The organism is Pseudomonas mangrovi (assembly GCF_003052585.1).
GTDB classification, from domain to species: Bacteria; Pseudomonadota; Gammaproteobacteria; order Pseudomonadales; family Pseudomonadaceae; genus Aquipseudomonas; species Aquipseudomonas mangrovi.
In genome coordinates, this window is the sequence record NZ_QASN01000006.1 from 36,700 (window position 1) to 55,282 (window position 18,583).

An 18,583-nucleotide genomic window follows, 5' to 3' on the forward strand; every position below is an offset into this window, starting at 1 on the left:
CAGGCAAAGACATTTCGCGCCAAAACGCGCTCCCGGCAGCCCGGCGAAAGCGCCAGACAGCCGAAGCGTGTTTTTACAGGGCTTGTACAACAAGCGAGGAGACGGCAGGTAAGAGCCGGGTTTGGCCTACAACGCGCGGGGCGCGTTGCGCGCCAGTTGCACCAGGGTCTGCACCCAGGCCGGATGGGTATTCAGGCAGGGCACCAGCAGCAGCTCCTCGCCGCCAGCGGCGATGAACTGCTCACGCCCGCGGTCACCAATTTCCTCCAGCGTTTCGATGCAGTCGGCGACGAATGCCGGGCACATCACCAGCAGCTTCTTCACCCCCGACGCAGCCAGCTCTTCCAGTCGCGCCTCGGTGTAGGGTTCGATCCACTTGGCTCGTCCCAGACGCGACTGGAAGGCCACCGACCACTGTTCCGGGCGCAGGCCGGCACTGCGCGCCAGGCCATCGGCCGTGCGCAGGCACTGGGCCCGATAGCAGCGCGCAAGCACCTCGCCCTCGGCGCGCTGACAGCAATCCGGCCCATTCAGGCAGTGCTGACCGCTCGGGTCGCTACGCTTGAGATGACGCTCGGGCAGGCCGTGAAAGCTCAGCAGCAGATGATCGAAGCCCTGCTCCAGATAGGGCCGGGCGCTTTCCGCAAGCGCCTGCAGGTAGTCCGGCTGATCGTAGAACGGCGGCAGCACGCGCAACTGCAGATCCAGATCGTGTTGGCGCAAAATCCGTCGCGCTTCCTCCAGCGCGGTGGTGGTGGTGCTGTCGGCGAACTGCGGATAGAGCGGCGCAAAAACCACATCGCGGATGCCCCGGCCAGCGAGATCAAGCAGAACCCGCTCGATGGAGGGCTCGCCATAGCGCATGGCAAGCTCCACCGGCCCTTCCGACCAATGCTCGCGCGCGGCGTCGCGCAGGCGCTGGCCAAGCACTACCAGGGGCGAACCTTCCGGCCACCAGATCGAGGCATAGGCATGCGCGGACTGCGCCGGTCGGCGTGCCAGGATCAGCGACACCAGCAGTCGACGCAGCGGCCACGGCAGGTCGATGACGTGCGGGTCCATCAAAAACTGGTTGAGATAGCGCCGCACATCCGCCACTTCGGTGGAAGCCGGAGAACCCAGGTTGACCAACAACAACGCCTGCTCAGTCATGCAATTTTCCTGACCACATATGCCTATGCCCCACCAGCGGCGGGGCGACTAGTCAATCCAGCAGGTCGGCCAGCGCCGCCTGCAGATCATTGAAACGAAACACGAAGCCTTCACCCTGCAGCCTTCCCGGCAGCGCCTTCTGGCCTCCCAGAAGCAGGCCGGACATCTCGCCGAGGCCGAGACGCAACAAAGCCGCAGGGACTGCGAGAAACGCCGGACGATGCAGCGTCCCGGCCAGCGCCTGGGTGAACTCGGCGTTGCGTACCGGCTGCGGAGCGCACGCATTATAGGGACCGCTTGCCGAAGGGTGCTGCAGAAGAAAATCGATCAGGGCGATCTCATCCTGCAGGTGAATCCACGGCATCCACTGCCGTCCCGACCCCAGGCGCGCACCCAGGCCAAGCCGAAACGACGGCAGCAGGCGCTGAAGAAAACCGCCGTCGCCGGCCAGCACCAACCCGGTTCGCACCATCACCACGCGCATCCCGAGGCTTTCGGCGCGCTGGGCGCTCTCTTCCCAGGCCACGCACAGTTGGCTGGCGAAATCGTTGCTGATCGGTGCGCAGTCCTCGCTCAGCGGGTGCTCGCCGCCATCGCCGTACCAGCCCACCGCGGAGCCGGAAACAAGAACAGCCGGCGTGTGGTTCAGCGTGCCGAGCCAGTCCACCAGGCGCTCGGTGAGATGGATCCGGCTATCCCACAACAGCGCCTTGCGCTTGCGTGTCCAGGGCCGGTCGGCGATAGGTGCGCCTGCGAGATTCACCACCGCATCCAGCTCGATATCACCCAGTTCCTCAAGCTGCGCCACACCGCGAACGCCCTCGCCACACAAAGCCGGAACCTGCTCCGGTGTGCGGCTCCAGACGATCAGATCGTGTCCCTGCAACCGCCATTGATCGCATAACGCGCGACCGATGAGGCCGGTTCCTCCGCTGAGCAGTACTCGCATGGCATTCTCCTGCTGTGAAGAGGTCGGTCGAAAGGCTCGACCGATCATCCTGTACAGATCGAAAATATTGTACAGCTTTCAGGCTCAGCGTAGCCTGTCTGAAATTGCAGTGAGGTAGAAAAATGAGCATTGCCATCATCGGTGCCGGCATCGCCGGCCTCTCCGCGGCACGGGAACTGGCTGACGCGGGGCAATCGGTACAACTCTTCGACAAGAGCCGCGGCAGCGGCGGGCGCATGGCCAGCAAGCGCAGCGAGGCCGGCAGCCTGGATCTCGGCGCGCAATATTTCACCGCCCGCGACCGGCGCTTCGCCGCCGCGGTGCATCACTGGCAGAACCTCGGCTGGGTGGCAGAGTGGCTGCCCAGGCTTTACCAGGCCGACCAACACGGCCTGTCGCCCTCGCTGGACGAACAGCAGCGCTGGATCGGCACCCCGCGCATGAGCGCCCTCACCCGCGGCCTGCTTGGCGAACTGCCAGCGACCTTCGGCTGCCGCATTACCGAGGTTTTCCGTGGCGAGCAGCACTGGAGCCTGCTGGATGCCGACGGCGGCAGCCACGGCCCCTTCGACCAGGTGGTAGTGGCCACGCCGGCGCCGCAGGCGAGCACCCTGCTCAGCTCGGCGCCGACCCTGGCGGCGATTGCCGCAGGCGTGCTCATGGAGCCGACCTGGGCGGTGGCGCTGGGCTTCGACGAGCCGCTGGACAGCGAAGTCGACGGCTGCTTCGTCAAGGAGGGTGCGCTGTCCTGGTTCGCCCGCAACCGCAGCAAGCCCGGCCGCGAACAGGCCCTCGACACCTGGGCCCTGCACGCCTCCAGCGCCTGGAGCCGACGGAACCTCGACCTGTCCAAGGATCAGGTAGCGGAACAGTTGCGCGGCGCCTTCGCCGAGCTGATCGGCTGCCCGGTGCCTGCCGCCCGCTTCAGCCTCGCCCATCGCTGGCTATATGCGCGACCGGCGCAGAGCCACGAGTGGAGCGCCCTGGCCGACACCGACCTGGGCCTCTATGCCTGTGGCGACTGGTGCCTTTCCGGGCGGGTCGAGGGTGCCTGGCTGAGCGGTCAGGAGGCGGCACGCCGGCTGCTGGATAACCTGTGAACCGCTTCGCTCCGGGCAAGCTGCGGCTGTCCAAGTGGACCGCCTGTCAGCCCCGCAATCGCGAGAAGCACTTCATGGTGATCGACCTGCAACACGACGAGCTGGGCGTGCTGGTGCAGGTCGAGCTGCAGACGGTACACAGCGGCCGCAGCGAATGGATCGACTGGCGCGCACTGCGCGATGACAGTGCCTGGAAGCTCGGCTGGCAGTAAACCAGCCAGCCCATACAAATCTTGTACAAGCCTATTGACTTGTACAATGCGCCATCTATGATGACCTCAAGTTGTACAAGAATTACTTCATGTACAAGAAAAGAGGTGCATCATGCCCAGCTCCCAGCCCATTCGCATCGGTATCAGCGCCTGCCTGCTCGGTGCTCCGGTTCGTTTCAATGGCGGCCACAAGCAGTCGCAGCTGTGCAGCGACGTGCTGGCCCGGCATTTCGAGTTCGTGCCGGTCTGCCCGGAAGTGGCCATCGGCCTGGGCACACCGCGCGAGGCGATTCGCCTGGTGGGCGACCCCGCCGCGCCGCGCGCCCGCGGTAGCCGGCGACCCGAGCTGGACGTGACCGCCGAGCTGGATGCCTACGGCCGCCGCGTCGCCAGCGAACTGCAGGACATCTGCGGCTACATCCTGATGCAGAAGTCGCCTTCCTGCGGCATGCAGCGGGTCAAGGTGTATCAGGAAAACGGCTATCCGACCGAGGGCGGTGGCAGTGGCATCTTCGCTGCCGCGCTGATGCGCGCCTGCCCCGATCTGCCGGTAGAGGAAGACGGTCGCCTGAACGATCCGGTGCTGCGCGAGAACTTCCTCACCCGGGTGTTCGCCTACGCCGAATGGCGCCGTCTGCTCGCCGCCGGCCTCACGCCCAAGGCGCTGATCGCCTACCACAGCCGTTACAAATACCAGCTGATGGCCAACAGCCCCGAGCACTACCGCAGGCTCGGTCGACTGCTCGCCGACCTGGGACAGCAGCATCTGCCGGCACTGGCCGCAAGCTACTTCAGCGAGCTGATGCAGGGCCTGCGCGTCACCGCCACCCGTGGCACCCACAGCAACGTTTTGCAGCATCTGGTCGGCTACCTGAAGAAGGCCCTCAGCCGCGAAGAGAAGTACGAGATGCAGCAGCTGATCGAGCAGTACCGCAGCGGCATCGTCCCGCTGGTGGTACCGCTGACGCTGCTCAAGCACCACTTCCGCCGTCACCCCGATCAGTACGTGGCAAGCCAGGCCTACCTGCAGCCACATCCCGAAGATCTCAGCCTGCGCAACGCGATCTGACCATGAGCATTCCTCTCGAAGAGGCGGACGGCTACCAGCAGGCGCTTGCCCAGGGCTGGCTGCCGATCCGCGAAGTGGCCCGCCTCACCGGCGTCAACCCAGTCACCCTGCGTGCCTGGGAACGGCGCTACGGGCTGATCGTGCCGCAGCGCACCGGCAAGGGCCATCGGCTCTACGACGCCGGCCACGTCCAGCGCGTGCAGACCATCCTCACCTGGCTCAACCGCGGCGTTGCGGTGAGCCAGGTGAAGACCCTGCTGGAAGCGCCGCCAGTGGCCTTGAACGATGAGCACAACCCCTGGAGCGAGTTGCGCGGCGAACTGCTCGATGCAATCGGCCTGTGCGCCGAACGCAGCCTCGACGACCGCTTCAACCACGCCATGGCGCTGTACCCGCCGCCTACCCTCTGCGCGCAGTTGCTGATGCCGCTGCTCACAGCGCTGGAACAGCGCTGGCAGGGCCAGCTCGGCGCGCGTCTGGAGCAGGTGCTGTTCCACGGCTGGCTGCGCAGCAAACTGGGCCTGCGCATCTACCACAACAACCGTCAGCTCGGCGGTGCGCCACTGCTGCTCGCCAACCTCGGCGAGCAGCCGGTCGAGCCGGGTCTCTGGCTGTGCGCCTGGCTCGCCTCCAGCGCCGACTGCCCGGTCGAACTGCTCGAGTGGCAGGTGCCGACGACCGAGCTGCAGCTGGCAATCGAGCGCCTGCGTCCACGCGCACTGCTGCTCTATGCCAGCCAGGCGCAGGACAGCCAGTTCCTCCAGCGCCAGCTGCCGCGGCTGCTGCAGCAGAGCGGCTGCCCGGTGATCTTCGTCGGCCCCGCCGCCAGCATCCACGCCAGTGATCTGCAGCGCCTGGCCATCGCCAGCGCGGCCGATCCCCTGCAGGCGATCGCCCAGCTCAAGGCTGCCGGCCTGCTCGCCGCCAGCGAGGTGAATCCGTCATGACCCAACTGCTCTGGCTGCGCTGCGACCTGCGCAGCCGCGACAACACCGCGCTGAACGCCGCCATGGCGGCCGGGCCGACAGTGGCGCTCTACGTCATCACCCCGAAACAATGGCTGGCGCATGACGACGCGCCCTGCAAGGTGGATTTCTGGTTGCGCAATCTGCGCCTGCTGGCAGAGCGCCTGGCGCGGCTGAATGTGCCGCTGCTGGTGCGACACAGTGACGACTGGTCCGGGGTGCCCGCCGTGCTCGCCCAGGTCTGCCAGCAGCATGACGTGCGTGCCGTGCATCTGAATCAGGAGTATGGCGTCAACGAGAGTCGCCGCGACGCCGCAGTGGCGAAGCGTCTGCGCGCCGACAACATTGCCCTGCACAGCCACCTCGACCAGCTGCTGTTCGCCCCGGGCACCCTGCTGACCCGCAGCGACACCTACTTCCAGGTCTTCGGCCAGTTCCGCAAGCTCTGCCATGCTCGCCTGCAACTCGGTGTACCGGCGGTTCTCGCCGAGCCCGCCGCGCAGGCGCCGCTGGCCATTGCCAGCGATCCGCTGCCCGAAGGCGTCGAGCACTTCGCTGCGACGTCCGCGCAGATCCACCAGCACTGGCCGGCGGGCGAGGACGGCGCCTCGCGTGCTCTCGACGACTTCGCCGAACAACGCCTCGACGACTACCAGGCGACCCGCGACTTCCCCGCGCTGGACGGCACCAGTCAGCTATCGCCGTATCTCGCCGCCGGTGTGCTGTCGCCGCGCCAGTGCCTGCACGCCGCCCTGCGCATCAATCAGGGCGAGTTCGACAGCGGCAGCCCCGGCGTCGTCTGCTGGATCGGCGAGCTGCTCTGGCGCGAGTTCTACAAGCACGTACTGGTCGGCTTCCCGCGGGTCTCGATGCACCGTGCCTTCCGCCGCGAAACCGACGCCCTGCCCTGGCGCCACGCCCCCGAGGAGCTGGCCGCCTGGCAGGCCGGCAATACCGGATTCCCGCTGATCGATGCGGCCATGCGCCAGCTGCGTGCCACCGGCTGGATGCACAACCGTCTGCGCATGCTGGTGGCGATGTTCCTGAGCAAGAACCTGTTGATCGACTGGCGTGAGGGCGAGCGCTGGTTCATGCGCCACCTGATCGACGGCGACCTCGCGGCGAACAATGGCGGCTGGCAGTGGAGCGCCTCCACCGGGACCGACTCGGTGCCCTACTTTCGCCTGTTCAACCCGCTCAGCCAGTCGCGCCGCTTCGACCCGGACGGCAGCTTCATCCGTACCTGGGTACCGGAACTGGCCCATCTTTCTGCCCGCGACATCCACGACCCGGCCGCCCTCGGCGGACTGTTCGACGCACCAGCCTACCCGCGCCCGATCGTCGACCTTTCGCGTTCGCGCGAACGGGCGCTGAGCGCCTTCAAGCACCTTGCGGAGCTGCGTCCATGAGCACCTTTCTCAACGATTTCGCCCGCGCCTTCGCCGCGCTGGATGCCGACAACCTGGCGCGACTGGGCCAGCTCTATGACGAGCAGGTGCACTTCTCCGACCCGCTGCACGAGGTGCATGGTCTGTCAGCCCTGCGGGACTATTTCGACCATCTCTACGCCAACGTCGAAGCGCTCGAATTCGACTTCCACGGCATGGATCAGGTACGCGACGGCGAAGGCTACCTGCGCTGGAGCATGCGCTTTCGCCATCCGCGCCTGGCGAGCGGCCAGGTGATCTGCGTCGAGGGCTGCTCCTTCCTGCGCTGGAACGCTGCCGGCAGGGTCGTGCGTCATCGTGACTACTTCGATGCCGGCGCCCTGCTCTACGAACACCTGCCGCTGCTGGGCAGGATCATCCGCTGGCTGAAGGGACGACTGGCATGAACGCACGACGCATCTGGCTCACTGGCGCCAGCAGCGGCATCGGCGCGGCGCTGGCCGAAGAGCTGCTGCAGAACGGCCATCAGCTGGCGCTCAGCGCCCGCCGCGAGGAGCCCTTGCAGACCCTGGCCGCGCGTTTCCCGGGACAAGTCCTGGTGCTGCCGGGCGATCTCACCGAGCCGGCCCAGGTGCATGCGATTGGCGCGACCATCCAGCGCGAGTGGGGCGCACTGGACTGCGTGATCCTCAACGCCGGCACCTGCGAATACCTGGACGCTGCGCACTTCGACGCGGCGCTGATCGAGCGCGTGGTGCGCACCAACCTGCTGGCGCCGGCACACTGCATCGAGGCCGCTCTGCCGCTGCTGCGCCAGGGAGATCGGCCGCAGCTGGTCGGCGTCGGCAGCTCGGTGACTTTTCTCGCCCTGCCACGCGCCGAGGCCTACGGTGCCTCCAAGGCCGGGCTGCGCTACTTGCTCGAATCACTGCGTATCGATCTGGCTGACGAGGGCATCGCCGTCACCCTGGTCAGCCCCGGCTTCGTCGACACCCCGCTGACCCGGCAGAACGACTTCCCCATGCCGATGCGCTGGCCGGTCGAACGCGCCGCCCGGCACATCGCTGAACGCCTGGACCAGCAGCCGCTGGAAATCACCTTCCCCGGCCTGTTCATCCTGATTCTCAAGGCCCTCGGCGGTCTGCCCGCCGGCCTGCGCCTGGCGCTGGGCAGACGCCTGGCCCGTCCCGCCAAGGAACCTCAAGCATGAAGATTGCCATCATCGGCAGCGGTATCTCGGGGCTGACCAGCGCCTACCTGCTGGCCCGCCAGCACGAGGTCAGCGTATTCGAAGCCGCCGACTGGATCGGCGGCCACACCCACACCGTCAAGGTTAGCCGGGGCGAACGCGACTATGCGCTGGACACCGGCTTCATCGTCTTCAACGACTGGACCTACCCCAACTTCATCCGTCTGCTCGGCGAGCTCGGCGTGGACTACCAGCCGACCGAGATGAGCTTCTCGGTGAACGACCCGGCCAGCGGCCTGGAGTACAACGGCAACAACCTCAACAGCCTGTTCGCCCAGCGTCGCAATCTGCTCTCGCCCGGTTTCTGGGGCATGCTGCGCGACATTCTCAGGTTCAACCGCGAAGCCCTGGACGATCTGCAGCACGGGCGCATTGCCGCCGACACCACCCTGGGTCGCTACCTGACGCTGGGCGGCTACGGCACGCGCTTCATCGATCACTACATCGTGCCGATGGGCGCGGCGATCTGGTCCATGTCGCTGGCCGACATGCTCGACTTCCCGCTGCAGTTCTTCGTCCGGTTCTTCAAGAACCACGGCCTGCTGTCGATCAGCAACCGGCCGCAGTGGTACGTGGTCAAGGGCGGCTCCAGCGCCTATATCGAGCCATTGACCCGCAGCTTCGCGGGAGCCATCCGGCTGAACTGTCCGGTGCAGCGCGTCGAGCGCGATGCGGACGGTGTCACCCTGCACAGCACTGCCGGCAGCGAACGTTTCGACAAGGTGGTCTTCGCCTGCCACAGCGATCAGGCCCTGGCGATGCTCGCCACCCCCAGCCGGCCCGAGCAGGAAATCCTCGGCGCCCTGCGCTATGCCGACAACGAGGTGGTGCTGCACTGCGACACCACCCTGCTGCCGCGCCGGCGCCTGGCCTGGGCCAGCTGGAACTACCGCCTTGGCGGGCCGCGCCAGCAGCCGGCAGCGGTGACCTACGACATGAACATCCTCCAGGGTCTGGATGCGCCGGAGACCTTCTGCGTCAGCCTCAACCAGAGTGACGCCATCGATCCGGCCAAGGTGATCGACCGCTTCACCTACGCCCATCCGCAGTTCAGCCTGCCTGGGCTGAAGGCTCAGGCGCGCGTCGACGAGCTGCAGGGACCGCAGCACAGCTACTTCTGCGGCGCCTACTGGGCCAACGGCTTCCATGAGGACGGCGTGGTCAGCGGACTGCGCGTGGCCCGCGCACTGGGCATCGAGCCGTGAGCGGCGAGATCCGCCATAGCGCCCTGTACAGCGGCTGGGTCCAGCACCGCCGCTTTGCGCCGCGCGTGCACGCCTTCCGCTACCGCATGGGGCTTCTGTATCTGGATCTGGATGAGCAGCAGGCGCTGTTCGCGCTCTCGCCGCTGGCCGGCAATGGCCGCTGGCAGCCCTTCGCCTTTCGCGAGACCGACTACCTGCCCGACTACACCAGCGCCGGCGTGCGTCTGGTCGACGCGGTGCGCGCACGGGTCGGCGAGATCCTCGGCGAGACATTCGACGGCCCGGTGCGTCTGCTGACCCAGGCACGCAGTTGGGGGCTGTCGTTCAACCCGGTGAGCTTCTTCTACTGCTTCGACCGCGACGAGCAACTGCGCGCGGTGCTCTGCGAGGTCAGCAACACGCCCTGGCGGCAGCGCTATCACTACGTACTGCCGGTGACCGCCGAGTTGCCCCAGCGCTTTGCGTTGGCCAAGCAGTTTCACGTCTCGCCCTTCCTGCCGCTGGATCTGGAGTACCGCATGCGCCTTGGGCCGCCGGGCGAGCGCCTGACGGTGCAGATGGAAGACTGGCAGGGCGAGACGCGCCTGTTCCAGGCGGGCCTTGCGCTGCAGCGCGAAGCTCTTACCCGCGCCAGCCTGCATCGCCAGCTGCTGCGCTTTCCCTGGATGACCGGCAAGACCCTCGCCGCCATCTATTGGCAGGCCCTGCGCCTGGCCATCAAACGCATTCCCCTGTTCAACCACCAACCTTCGCGTGGCCCCTACGGACTGGCCACCCCATCGCCTCAGGAGCGCAGTCATGAAGAGCACTAGCCTGTCGGTCAAAGCCAACCCTCTGGCGGCCAGCGGTATCGTTGCCGGCCTGTTGCGGCGCCTGGTGCTGCGTCAGCTGGCGAGCCTGAAAACCGGTCACCTGCTGGTCCATGAAGGGGGCGAACACCTGCATTTCGGCTGCGCCGACGCGCCGCTGCGCGCGGAAATTCATGTCCACGACAGCGCCGCCTGGGGCCTGATCGCCAGCAACGGCTCGATCGGCGCGGGTGAGGCGTATATCCACGGTTACTGGAGCAGCCCCGACCTCACCGCGGTGATCCGCCTGTTCGTCGCCAACCTCGACGTACTGGATGCCATGGAGGGTGGCCTGGCGCTGCTCGGCCGCCCCCTGGTGCGCGGCCTGCACTGGCTGAATCGCAACACCCGCGACGGCTCGCGGCGCAACATCGCCGCCCATTACGACCTGGGCAACGAGCTGTTCGAGCAGTTCCTCGACCCGACCATGATGTACTCGGCGGCCATGTTCGAACGCGCCGACGACAGCCTGGAGCAGGCGCAGCTGAACAAGCTCGAACGCATCTGCCGCAAGCTCGATCTCAAACCCGGCGACCACCTGCTGGAAATCGGCACCGGCTGGGGCAGCATGGCGCTCTACGCGGCCACCCACTACGGCTGCCGCGTCACCACCACGACCCTGTCGCAGCAGCAGTATGCCCACACCCGGCAGCGCATCCTCGAGCAGGGTCTACAGGATCGCGTCACCCTGCTGCTCAAGGACTACCGCGACCTGACCGGCCAGTACGACAAGCTGGTGTCGATCGAGATGATCGAAGCAGTCGGTCATCGCTACCTGCCCGAGTACTTCCGCCAGTGCGCGCATCTGCTCAAGCCCGACGGGCTGATGCTGCTGCAGGCAATCACCATTCGCGACCAGCGCTACCAGCAGGCACGGCGCTCGGTGGACTTCATCCAGCGCTACATCTTCCCCGGCGGCTTCCTGCCCTCGCTCAACCGCATGCTCGAGGTCGCGACCAGCGACAGTGACCTCAACCTGCTGCACATGGAGGACTTCGGCCAGCACTACGCGCGCACGCTACGCCTGTGGCACGAGAACCTGCGTCGCGCCCGCCACGAACTGGAGCGTCTCGGCTACGACGACTACTTTTACCGCATGTGGGAGTTCTACCTGTGCTACTGCGAGGGCGGCTTCATCGAGCGCGGCATCGGCACGGCACAACTGCTGCTGGCCAAGCCGCAGGCACGCCGCGAACCGCTGTTCGAGAAGCCACTTCCGTGAGATCGCGCCTGGCGCGGGCCGCGTTTCAGCCACCTGTTCGAGACTACGTCATGCTGACCAGGAACAGCCGATGAGCCATGCCGCCGTCACCCTCCAGCAGCACTACCGGAAGGCTGACCGGATCATGCTCGGCGTGCTCTGGTTCCTGTTTCTCTACGCGCTGGTGCTGGCCGGCTTCACCGGCTCCTGGGGCCAGGCACTGACAATAGGTGGACTGAGTGCTCTGGCGCTGAGCCTGCTCACGGCGCTGATCCCTGGCGAACGCCTGTTACGCTGCCTGTTCGGCATAGCCTTCATGGCCATGGCTGCGCTGCACATCAACCAGGCCCACGGCATGCTGGAGATGCACTTCGGCATCTTTGCCCTGCTCGCCTTCCTGGTGTACTACCGCGACTGGCTGCCGATTCTGGTCGCGGCCCTGACCATCGCGATGCACCATCTGGGTTTCTTCGCCCTGCAGTTGCAGGGCGTCAACGTCTTCATGATCCCCCAGGGCAGCTGGAGCATCGTCTGGCTGCACGCCTTCTACGTGGTGCTGGAGAGCGCAATCCTCATATATCTGGCCATGCGCGCCAACATCGAGGCTCGCGAGGGCGAAGCGCTGATGCTGACCACCGTCAGTCTCACCGAAGGCGAGCGAATCGACCTGCGCCAGCGCAACCCGTCACAGGGTCCGATGGCCCTGCGCTTCAACCGCTTCATCGAGCAGCTGGAACAACTGGTTGGAGTGGTCCTGGGAGATACCCGCAGCCTTGACGAAAGCGCCAGCCGGCTCTCTCAGACCACCCGCCACTTGCGCGAGGGCGCCAGCCGCCAGCTCGACGAAACGGCCTACATGGTAGCGGCGATGAGCCAGATGAGCAGCGCCATAGACGACGTCGCCGGCCACGCCGACCTGGCCGCACAGGCAGCACGAGAAGCCAATGGCAAGGCCGAGCAAGGTCGCCTGGCGGTGTCGGCGACGCGCAACGAGATCGGTCTGCTGGCGACTCGGATCGACGGCACGGACCAGCTGGTACAGGACCTCGCCGGCCAGTCCGAGCAGATCGGCAGGGTGCTGGAAGTGATCCGCAGCATCGCCGAGCAGACCAACCTGCTGGCGCTCAACGCCGCCATCGAAGCAGCCCGCGCCGGAGAGCAGGGCCGCGGTTTCGCCGTGGTCGCCGACGAGGTGCGCAATCTGGCGCAGAAGACCGCCACCTCGACCACCGAAATCCAGGACATCATCAGCCGCCTGCAGCAGGGTAGCCGCAAGGCAGCCGAGGCGATGCAGGAAAGCCGCCAGAACGTTGGCCGCTGCGTCGAGGACAGCCAGAAGACCATGGAGCTGCTGGAGGCAGTGGCCACAGAGATCGAAGCAATCAGCCGGATGAACGAGCTGATAGCTGCGGCAACCCATGAGCAGACTGCCGTCTCGGCCGAGATGGGCAGCCATCTGGACAGCGTGCAACAGGTAGCCCAGAGCAATGCCAGCCAGGCGGGCGATCTCGCGCAGCAGGGCGAACGGCTGCACCGGCTGGCAGGACAACTCGGCGGGCTGAGCGAACGCTTCCTCGTTGGCTGAGCAGACGCGGATTTCCCGGCTATCCTGAGACGGGCGCAATGGATGCGCCTCCACACACTCAGGGACGAAAACATGAAAGCCATCTGCACTCTCAGCGCCGGCCTGCTACTCGGCGGCTGTATCACTCTCTCCGGTCAGTACAGCCTCCACGGCGAGGACAGCCGCGGCCAGCCCGCCCTGCCGAACATGATGATTCATGCGCACGGCTCGCAGATCTACTCCATGCGCCGGGGCCTGTGCGGCAACCCGAATGTCCATCAGGTCCGCATCTTCGACAGCAACAGCGGGGTCGAACTGGCCAGCGAAAGCCCCTATCGCTGTCCTTGAGCAGGGTCGTTCGAGATGGGCTGATCCTCCAGCTCCGCGAGCAATTCGCGGCTGGCGAGCAGTGCCTGCAACTGCGGGTCAGCCATGCTCAGACCACGCTCGCCGTCGGCCAGTCCGACGGTGATGCGATAGGGCTGCGAAAGCCCATCGGCGCTGACCTTGGCCAGATCGATAAGCCGCGGGGTGCAGCGCCGCCCCTGCTCGTCGAGCAGTACCACGACCTTGGGTCGCAGCTGCCAGCGCGGATGCTTCTCCAGCACCAGCGCCACCTCACCGGTGTGCAGCTCGACCAGGGTGCCGACCGGGAAGATTCCCAGCCATTCGATGAAACGCACCACCAGCGAGGTGTCGAAGTGAGAGCCACGCAGGTCCATGAGGATCTGAAAGGCTTCCTTGACCGTGCGCGCGGCATCGTAGACGCGGTGACTGGTGATCGCATCGAAGCAGTCGACGATGCTGATGATGCGGGTCGGCTGGCTGATCTGCGTCTCATCCAGCCTTTGCGGGTAGCCTTGCCCATCCAGCCGCTCGTGATGGCCGTGCGCGGCGTCGAGCACCGCAACAGCCATCCCCGCGCTGCCGCGCAGCATCCAGTAACCGAGCTGGGCGTGCGACTTGACGTGCTCGAACTCGTCCGGCTCCAGGCGGCCGGGCTTATTGAGAATGCTCTGATCGAGGCCTATCTTGCCGACGTCGTGCAACAGTCCGGCAATACCCAACTCTTCCAACGCCGCGCGCTCAAGCCCCAGGTGCCGGCCGAAGCCCATAGCCATCACCGAGACTGCCAGACAGTGCTGACTGGTGTAGGCGTCAACCGAGCGGATACGCGACAGCCAGAGCAGTGCACTCTCGTTGCGCAGCAGACTGTCCAGGCTTTGTTGCACGACCTCGCGGCAAGCGCGTGCGTCGATTCCGCGGCCGATACGCACAGCGGCGAACACATCCTCGACCAACGCGGCACTGCGCGCATGACTGCGCTCGGCGGGAGCGATCTCGTCACGCAGCGGCACGGCAGGCAGGTCACTCTGTGCCGTCGAGACCACTGTCACGGCGGGCATTTCAACCTGGCGAAAGTCGTCGACATACACATGACGACAGCATTCGCGAACGGCTTCCAGGGTAGCCCGATCATCCAGCAGGAAGCCCTGAAACATGAAGTCGGTCGACTCCCAGGGACGATCCAGCTCGCAAACGAACATGCCCAGCTGCAACTGGTCGACGTCCAGCCGGCGCCGTTCCAGGCGCATTACCTTGGCCATGCGGACAACTCCGGGCGGTGAATGCGGGGCGGCAGGTCGCGCCTGCGCAGAGGCATTCAGTGTAGCCGAGCGTGAGCAAGTTCCGGCAGCGACAACGCCGTTGGTGAGACCCTGCCATCAGCCCCGACAATGAGCGAAGGAGCCGCAACCCATGCAAGCCAAACGACTGGACGTGCGCAAGATCACCCTGGAAAGCCCGCGTGTGCGGCTGGAGCCGCTGGACGAGCGCCATCTGCCGGGTCTGGCCGAAGCCATCAGCGATGGCGAACTGTGGAACCTGGGCGTCACCAGCGTCCCTCGCCCCGAGCAGCTGCCGGCCTTTCTCGAGGCAGCGCAGAGCGCCTTTGCGGCAGGTCGCGAACTGGCATTCGCCACCATCGACCAGTGCAGCGGGCGCATCGCCGGCAGCACGCGCTTTCGTTGCATCGAGGCGGCGCATCGACGGGTGGAAATCGGCTTCACCTTCATTGGCCGTAGCTGGCAACGCTCCCACGTCAACAGCGAGGCCAAGTTGCTGATGCTCGAGCACGCTTTCGAGAACTGGCAGGTCAACCGCGTCGAGCTGCTGACCGACCTGCTCAACCACGCCTCGCGCAACGCCATCGCACGCCTCGGCGCACGCGAAGAAGGGCTGCTGCGCAGCCACATGGTGATGCGCGACGGACGCATTCGCGATTCGGTGATCTTCAGCATCATCGCCAGCGAATGGCCCAGCGTGCGCGCCGGGTTGCAGGCGCGGCTGCGCAACTGACTCAGCTCAGGTCGGGATCGATCACCAGTACCAGCTTGCCGGAGACCTGATTGCTCGCCAGCGCGGCGAACGCGGCCTCGGCATCCTTGATCGGATAGGCCGCTTCCAGCTGCGGACTCAGCGCGCCGCTGGCAAACAGCGGCCAGACCTTGTCGACCAGCGATTCCAGTAACTGGCCCTTGAACGCCAGATCACGGGTGCGCAGGGTCGAGCCGATCAGACGGATTCGTCGCACCAGCAATTGCGCCAGATCGAGCGCAGCTTCGCGCCCACCCATCAGGCCGATCAGCACCCAGCGACCGTCCTCGCCCAGCAGCTCCATGTTCAGCTTCGCGTAGCTGGCACCGACCGGATCGAGAATCACGTCGAAGGGTGCGAAGTCACGCAGGCTCTCCAGCGACTCGCCGCGCAACGCGCCGCCCTCGGCGCCCAGTGCCTCGCAGTAGGCCAGCCGCTCGGCACTGCCGACGCTGACCCAACAGGGATTGCCGAACGCCCGACAGAGCTGGATCGCCGCCGAACCGACACCGCTGGCGCCGGCGTGCAGCAGGACCTTCTCGCCCGGCTGCAGTCCCGCCAGCTGGAACAGGTTCAGCCAGGCAGTCGCATAGACCTCCGGCAGCGCCGCGGCCTGATGCAGGTCGAGCCCTTCGGGCACCGGCATCACGCTGCGCTCGTCGATCACCACTTCCTCGGCCATGCCGCCACCGGCAAGAAGCGCGCAGACGCGCTGCCCCACCTGCCAGCGACTGCCGCTGCCGACCTCGCTGATGACGCCCGAGCATTCGAGCCCGAGAATGTCGACCACACCTGCCGGAGGCGGGTACAGACCGGCCTTCTGCAGCAGGTCCGCACGGTTCAGACCGGCGGCCGCAACACGAATGCGAACCTCACCCGGACCACAAGCCGGAACGCTGTGTTCCGACCACTCAAGCTCCCCTTTCACGCCTTGCAATGCCTTCACGGTGCCCCCATAGTGAGCTTCGATTGAACCTGATCCGGACGGCTGTCCGGTCATTCCCGGCAAGCGCTGTACGTGGAACAAGCGGTACGCAGTATTCCTCGCCCATGCACTAGACTCATCCAGGCCTTGCCGCTTCTGACCCCGCCGAATCCGATTCGTCAGCGTCAGGTTTCTGCCCTGTGCGCCGCTCCCGCTGACGGAACCGGCACCCTTCAAGACGGCCTAATATGCGTTATCACCAGCTCCCGCGTCGATCCAGCATGAAGCACTTCATTACCCGCAGCACCCTCGCACTCCTGCTGGGGCTCGGCGCACTGCCTCTCAGTGCCAAGACCAGCGGCCCCGAGCATTGGGAATACCTGCAGCCCGACCGCGAGCAGGTAATCGCCAGTCTCAACGTGGTCGAGCTGCTCAAGCGCCACCATTACAACAAGCCGCCGCTGGATGACGAGCGCTCGAAGAAGATCTACGAGAACTACCTCAAGCTGCTCGATCCGTCGCGCAGCTACTTCACCGCCAGCGATATCCGCGAGTTCGATCGCTGGAGCACCCGCTTCGACGACTTCCTCAAGAGCGGTGAACTGCAGCCCGGCTACATCATGTACAAGCGCCAGTTGGCGCGGCTCAGTGATCGCCTGAAGTTCGCCCTCAAGCAGGTCGAGCAGATGGACAAGATCGACTTCACAGTCGATGAAAGCCTCGAGGTCAAGCGTGACACCGCGCCCTGGCCACGCGACGTCGCTGCGCTCGACGAGCTCTGGCGCAAGCGGGTCAAGGACGAGGTCCTGCGCCTGAAGATCGCCGGCAAGGAACCCGAAGCCATTCGCGAACTGCTGACCAAGCGCTACCGAAACCAGCTTGCACGGCTGGAACAGACCCGCAGCGAAGACGTGTTCCAGAGCTACGTCAACGCCTTTGCGCAGACCTACGATCCGCACACCAACTACCTCTCTCCGGAGAATGCCGAAAACTTCGACATCAACATGAGTCTGTCGCTCGAAGGCATAGGCGCGGTGCTGCAGAACGACAACGAGTACGTGAAGATCGTCCGACTGGTTCCGGCAGGTCCGGCGGAGAAGAGCAAGCAGATTGCCCCGGCCGACAAGATTATCGGCGTGGGCCAGGGCAAGGACGAGATGGTCGACGTAGTCGGCTGGCGCCTGGACGAGGTGGTCAAACTGATCCGCGGTCCCAAGGGTTCGCAGGTTCGCCTGGAAATCATTCCGGCGAGCAATGCGCCGAACGATCTGACCAGCAGGCAGGTCGTCATCACCCGCGAGGCGGTCAAGCTCGAGGAGCAGGCGGCGAAGAAATCGGTCATCACCCTGGAGCACGAAGGTCGGCCGTACAAACTCGGCGTGATCGAAATCCCCACTTTCTATCTGGACTTCAAGGCCTACCGAGCCGGCGATCCGAACTACAAGAGCACCACCCGCGACGTGAAGCGCCTGCTCAAGGAACTGGAGCAGGAGAAGGTCGACGGCCTGGTGATCGACTTGCGCAACAACGGCGGCGGTTCGCTGCAGGAAGCCACCGAGCTGACCGGCCTGTTCATCGACGAGGGCCCGACCGTGCTGGTACGCAACAGCGACGGCCGGATCGACGTGCTTGCCGACGAAAGCCCCGGCGTCTATTACAAGGGGCCGATGACCGTATTGGTCAACCGTCTTTCCGCCTCCGCCTCGGAAATCTTCGCTGGCGCCATGCAGGACTATCATCGAGCGCTGATCGTCGGCAGTCCGACCTTTGGCAAAGGCACGGTGCAGACCATTCAGGAGCTCAACCATGGTGAGCTCAAGCTGACCCTGGCGAAGTTCTATCGGGTTTCCGGCCAGAGTACCCAGCATCAGGGCGTGTTGCCGGACATCGATTACCCGAGCCTGCTGGATGCCAAGGAAATTGGCGAAAGCGCGCTACCCGAGGCCATGCCCTGGGACAGCATCAAACCGGCGATCAAGGGTGCCGGCGACCCGTTCAAGCCCTTCCTGAGCGAGCTTCGGGTGCGCCACGAGCAACGCACGCTGAACGACCCCGACTTCGTCTACAGCCGCGAGCGTCTGGCCCTGAGCCGGGAGCTGATGAACGAAACCAGGCTGAGTCTGAACGAGGCCAAGCGACGCGCCCAGCACGCCGATTTCGATGCACGTCAACTGGCGCTGGAGAACGCTCGCCGCGAGGCCAGAGGTGAAGAGCCGCTGAACAAGCTCGAAGAGGAAGATGAAACCGCCATGCTCGCGGAAGACGACAAGACTCGCCCGGAAGACGATGCCTATCTCACCGAGAGCGGTCGTATCCTGCTGGACTATCTCAACTTCAGCGAACGGGTCGCGCGCCACTGAGACCCTCCGTCACCAAAGGG

The 18,583-nt window shown here is 65.6% G+C and carries 18 protein-coding genes; 14 read left to right on the forward strand and 4 right to left on the reverse strand.

Annotated elements, in window-relative coordinates:
* Window positions 1-126: 126 nt before the first annotated feature.
* Window positions 127-1,152: a ferrochelatase gene (hemH, locus tag DBO85_RS03070; RefSeq protein WP_108105132.1), complete on the reverse strand. Its 1,026-nt coding sequence runs from the start codon at window positions 1,150-1,152 to the stop codon at window positions 127-129.
* Window positions 1,153-1,204: 52 nt separating this feature from the next.
* On the reverse strand, window positions 1,205-2,101 hold the full coding sequence (locus DBO85_RS03075) for a TIGR01777 family oxidoreductase (protein ID WP_108105134.1): 897 nt from the start codon (window positions 2,099-2,101) through the stop codon (window positions 1,205-1,207).
* A gap of 122 nt (window positions 2,102-2,223) precedes the next feature.
* On the opposite strand from DBO85_RS03075, the gene DBO85_RS03080 reads away from it, so the two are divergent.
* From DBO85_RS03080 to DBO85_RS03135, 12 genes are all read left to right on the forward strand, one after another.
* Entirely contained in the window at window positions 2,224-3,201 is a 978-nt protein-coding gene (locus DBO85_RS03080) for an NAD(P)/FAD-dependent oxidoreductase (RefSeq protein ID WP_108105136.1), read from the forward strand.
* Window positions 3,198-3,413: a TIGR02450 family Trp-rich protein gene (locus tag DBO85_RS03085; RefSeq protein ID WP_108105138.1), complete on the forward strand. Its 216-nt coding sequence runs from the start codon at window positions 3,198-3,200 to the stop codon at window positions 3,411-3,413. Before DBO85_RS03080 ends, DBO85_RS03085 begins: the two co-directional genes overlap by 4 nt.
* A gap of 112 nt (window positions 3,414-3,525) precedes the next feature.
* Window positions 3,526-4,482 carry a YbgA family protein gene (locus tag DBO85_RS03090; RefSeq protein ID WP_108105139.1) on the forward strand — a complete coding sequence of 319 codons (957 nt, stop codon included), beginning with the start codon at window positions 3,526-3,528 and terminating at the stop codon, window positions 4,480-4,482.
* A gap of 2 nt (window positions 4,483-4,484) precedes the next feature.
* Entirely contained in the window at window positions 4,485-5,429 is a 945-nt protein-coding gene (locus tag DBO85_RS03095) for a MerR family transcriptional regulator (RefSeq protein WP_108105141.1), read from the forward strand.
* Window positions 5,426-6,856 carry a deoxyribodipyrimidine photo-lyase gene (gene phrB, locus DBO85_RS03100; protein WP_108105143.1) on the forward strand — a complete coding sequence of 477 codons (1,431 nt, stop codon included), beginning with the start codon at window positions 5,426-5,428 and terminating at the stop codon, window positions 6,854-6,856. The genes DBO85_RS03095 and phrB overlap by 4 nt, the downstream gene beginning before the upstream one ends.
* Window positions 6,853-7,281: a nuclear transport factor 2 family protein gene (locus DBO85_RS03105; RefSeq protein WP_108105145.1), complete on the forward strand. Its 429-nt coding sequence runs from the start codon at window positions 6,853-6,855 to the stop codon at window positions 7,279-7,281. Before phrB ends, DBO85_RS03105 begins: the two co-directional genes overlap by 4 nt.
* Window positions 7,278-8,045, forward strand: a complete 768-nt coding sequence (locus DBO85_RS03110) for an SDR family NAD(P)-dependent oxidoreductase (protein WP_108105146.1) — start codon at window positions 7,278-7,280, stop codon at window positions 8,043-8,045. The genes DBO85_RS03105 and DBO85_RS03110 overlap by 4 nt, the downstream gene beginning before the upstream one ends.
* Complete coding sequence (locus DBO85_RS03115; protein ID WP_108105148.1) at window positions 8,042-9,289, forward strand: NAD(P)/FAD-dependent oxidoreductase; 1,248 nt, start codon at window positions 8,042-8,044, stop codon at window positions 9,287-9,289. Before DBO85_RS03110 ends, DBO85_RS03115 begins: the two co-directional genes overlap by 4 nt.
* On the forward strand, window positions 9,286-10,101 hold the full coding sequence (locus DBO85_RS03120) for a DUF1365 domain-containing protein (protein ID WP_108105150.1): 816 nt from the start codon (window positions 9,286-9,288) through the stop codon (window positions 10,099-10,101). The genes DBO85_RS03115 and DBO85_RS03120 overlap by 4 nt, the downstream gene beginning before the upstream one ends.
* Window positions 10,088-11,359, forward strand: a complete 1,272-nt coding sequence (locus DBO85_RS03125; protein WP_108105152.1) for an SAM-dependent methyltransferase — start codon at window positions 10,088-10,090, stop codon at window positions 11,357-11,359. Before DBO85_RS03120 ends, DBO85_RS03125 begins: the two co-directional genes overlap by 14 nt.
* A 70-nt stretch (window positions 11,360-11,429) precedes the next feature.
* Window positions 11,430-12,923 (forward strand): methyl-accepting chemotaxis protein, encoded by a 1,494-nt coding sequence (locus DBO85_RS03130; protein WP_108105154.1) that lies wholly within the window; start codon window positions 11,430-11,432, stop codon window positions 12,921-12,923.
* A 72-nt stretch (window positions 12,924-12,995) separates the two neighbouring features.
* Entirely contained in the window at window positions 12,996-13,250 is a 255-nt protein-coding gene (locus DBO85_RS03135; RefSeq protein WP_108105156.1) for a hypothetical protein, read from the forward strand.
* Here the strand turns inward: DBO85_RS03135 and DBO85_RS03140 are convergent.
* Window positions 13,235-14,509 (reverse strand): HD-GYP domain-containing protein, encoded by a 1,275-nt coding sequence (locus tag DBO85_RS03140; RefSeq protein ID WP_108105158.1) that lies wholly within the window; start codon window positions 14,507-14,509, stop codon window positions 13,235-13,237. The genes DBO85_RS03135 and DBO85_RS03140 overlap by 16 nt on opposite strands.
* Before the next feature lie 151 nt (window positions 14,510-14,660).
* Between DBO85_RS03140 and DBO85_RS03145 the strand changes: the two genes are divergently transcribed.
* Complete coding sequence (locus DBO85_RS03145; protein WP_199286982.1) at window positions 14,661-15,260, forward strand: GNAT family N-acetyltransferase; 600 nt, start codon at window positions 14,661-14,663, stop codon at window positions 15,258-15,260.
* 1 nt (window position 15,261) lies between these two features.
* Here the strand turns inward: DBO85_RS03145 and DBO85_RS03150 are convergent, their stop codons facing one another.
* Complete coding sequence (locus DBO85_RS03150; protein WP_108105160.1) at window positions 15,262-16,224, reverse strand: NAD(P)H-quinone oxidoreductase; 963 nt, start codon at window positions 16,222-16,224, stop codon at window positions 15,262-15,264.
* A 260-nt stretch (window positions 16,225-16,484) separates the two neighbouring features.
* On the opposite strand from DBO85_RS03150, the gene DBO85_RS03155 reads away from it, so the two are divergent.
* The gene (locus DBO85_RS03155; protein ID WP_456107127.1) at window positions 16,485-18,563 is read left to right on the forward strand and encodes a carboxy terminal-processing peptidase; all 2,079 of its coding nucleotides are present in this window, start codon (window positions 16,485-16,487) and stop codon (window positions 18,561-18,563) included.
* The last annotated feature ends 20 nt before the right edge of the window (window positions 18,564-18,583 follow it).

Coding starts and splice junctions, on each gene's coding strand:
- DBO85_RS03110 (WP_108105146.1), top strand. CDS start 7,278: ATGAACGCACGACGCATCTGGCTCACTGGCGCCAGCAGCGGCATCGGC.
- DBO85_RS03125 (WP_108105152.1), top strand. CDS start 10,088: ATGAAGAGCACTAGCCTGTCGGTCAAAGCCAACCCTCTGGCGGCCAGC.
- phrB (WP_108105143.1), top strand. CDS start 5,426: ATGACCCAACTGCTCTGGCTGCGCTGCGACCTGCGCAGCCGCGACAAC.
- DBO85_RS03135 (WP_108105156.1), top strand. CDS start 12,996: ATGAAAGCCATCTGCACTCTCAGCGCCGGCCTGCTACTCGGCGGCTGT.
- hemH (WP_108105132.1), bottom strand. CDS start 1,152: ATGACTGAGCAGGCGTTGTTGTTGGTCAACCTGGGTTCTCCGGCTTCC.
- DBO85_RS03105 (WP_108105145.1), top strand. CDS start 6,853: ATGAGCACCTTTCTCAACGATTTCGCCCGCGCCTTCGCCGCGCTGGAT.
- DBO85_RS03140 (WP_108105158.1), bottom strand. CDS start 14,509: ATGGCCAAGGTAATGCGCCTGGAACGGCGCCGGCTGGACGTCGACCAG.
- DBO85_RS03075 (WP_108105134.1), bottom strand. CDS start 2,101: ATGCGAGTACTGCTCAGCGGAGGAACCGGCCTCATCGGTCGCGCGTTA.
- DBO85_RS03145 (WP_199286982.1), top strand. CDS start 14,661: ATGCAAGCCAAACGACTGGACGTGCGCAAGATCACCCTGGAAAGCCCG.
- DBO85_RS03155 (WP_456107127.1), top strand. CDS start 16,485: ATGAAGCACTTCATTACCCGCAGCACCCTCGCACTCCTGCTGGGGCTC.
- DBO85_RS03080 (WP_108105136.1), top strand. CDS start 2,224: ATGAGCATTGCCATCATCGGTGCCGGCATCGCCGGCCTCTCCGCGGCA.
- DBO85_RS03095 (WP_108105141.1), top strand. CDS start 4,485: ATGAGCATTCCTCTCGAAGAGGCGGACGGCTACCAGCAGGCGCTTGCC.
- DBO85_RS03090 (WP_108105139.1), top strand. CDS start 3,526: ATGCCCAGCTCCCAGCCCATTCGCATCGGTATCAGCGCCTGCCTGCTC.
- DBO85_RS03130 (WP_108105154.1), top strand. CDS start 11,430: ATGAGCCATGCCGCCGTCACCCTCCAGCAGCACTACCGGAAGGCTGAC.
- DBO85_RS03115 (WP_108105148.1), top strand. CDS start 8,042: ATGAAGATTGCCATCATCGGCAGCGGTATCTCGGGGCTGACCAGCGCC.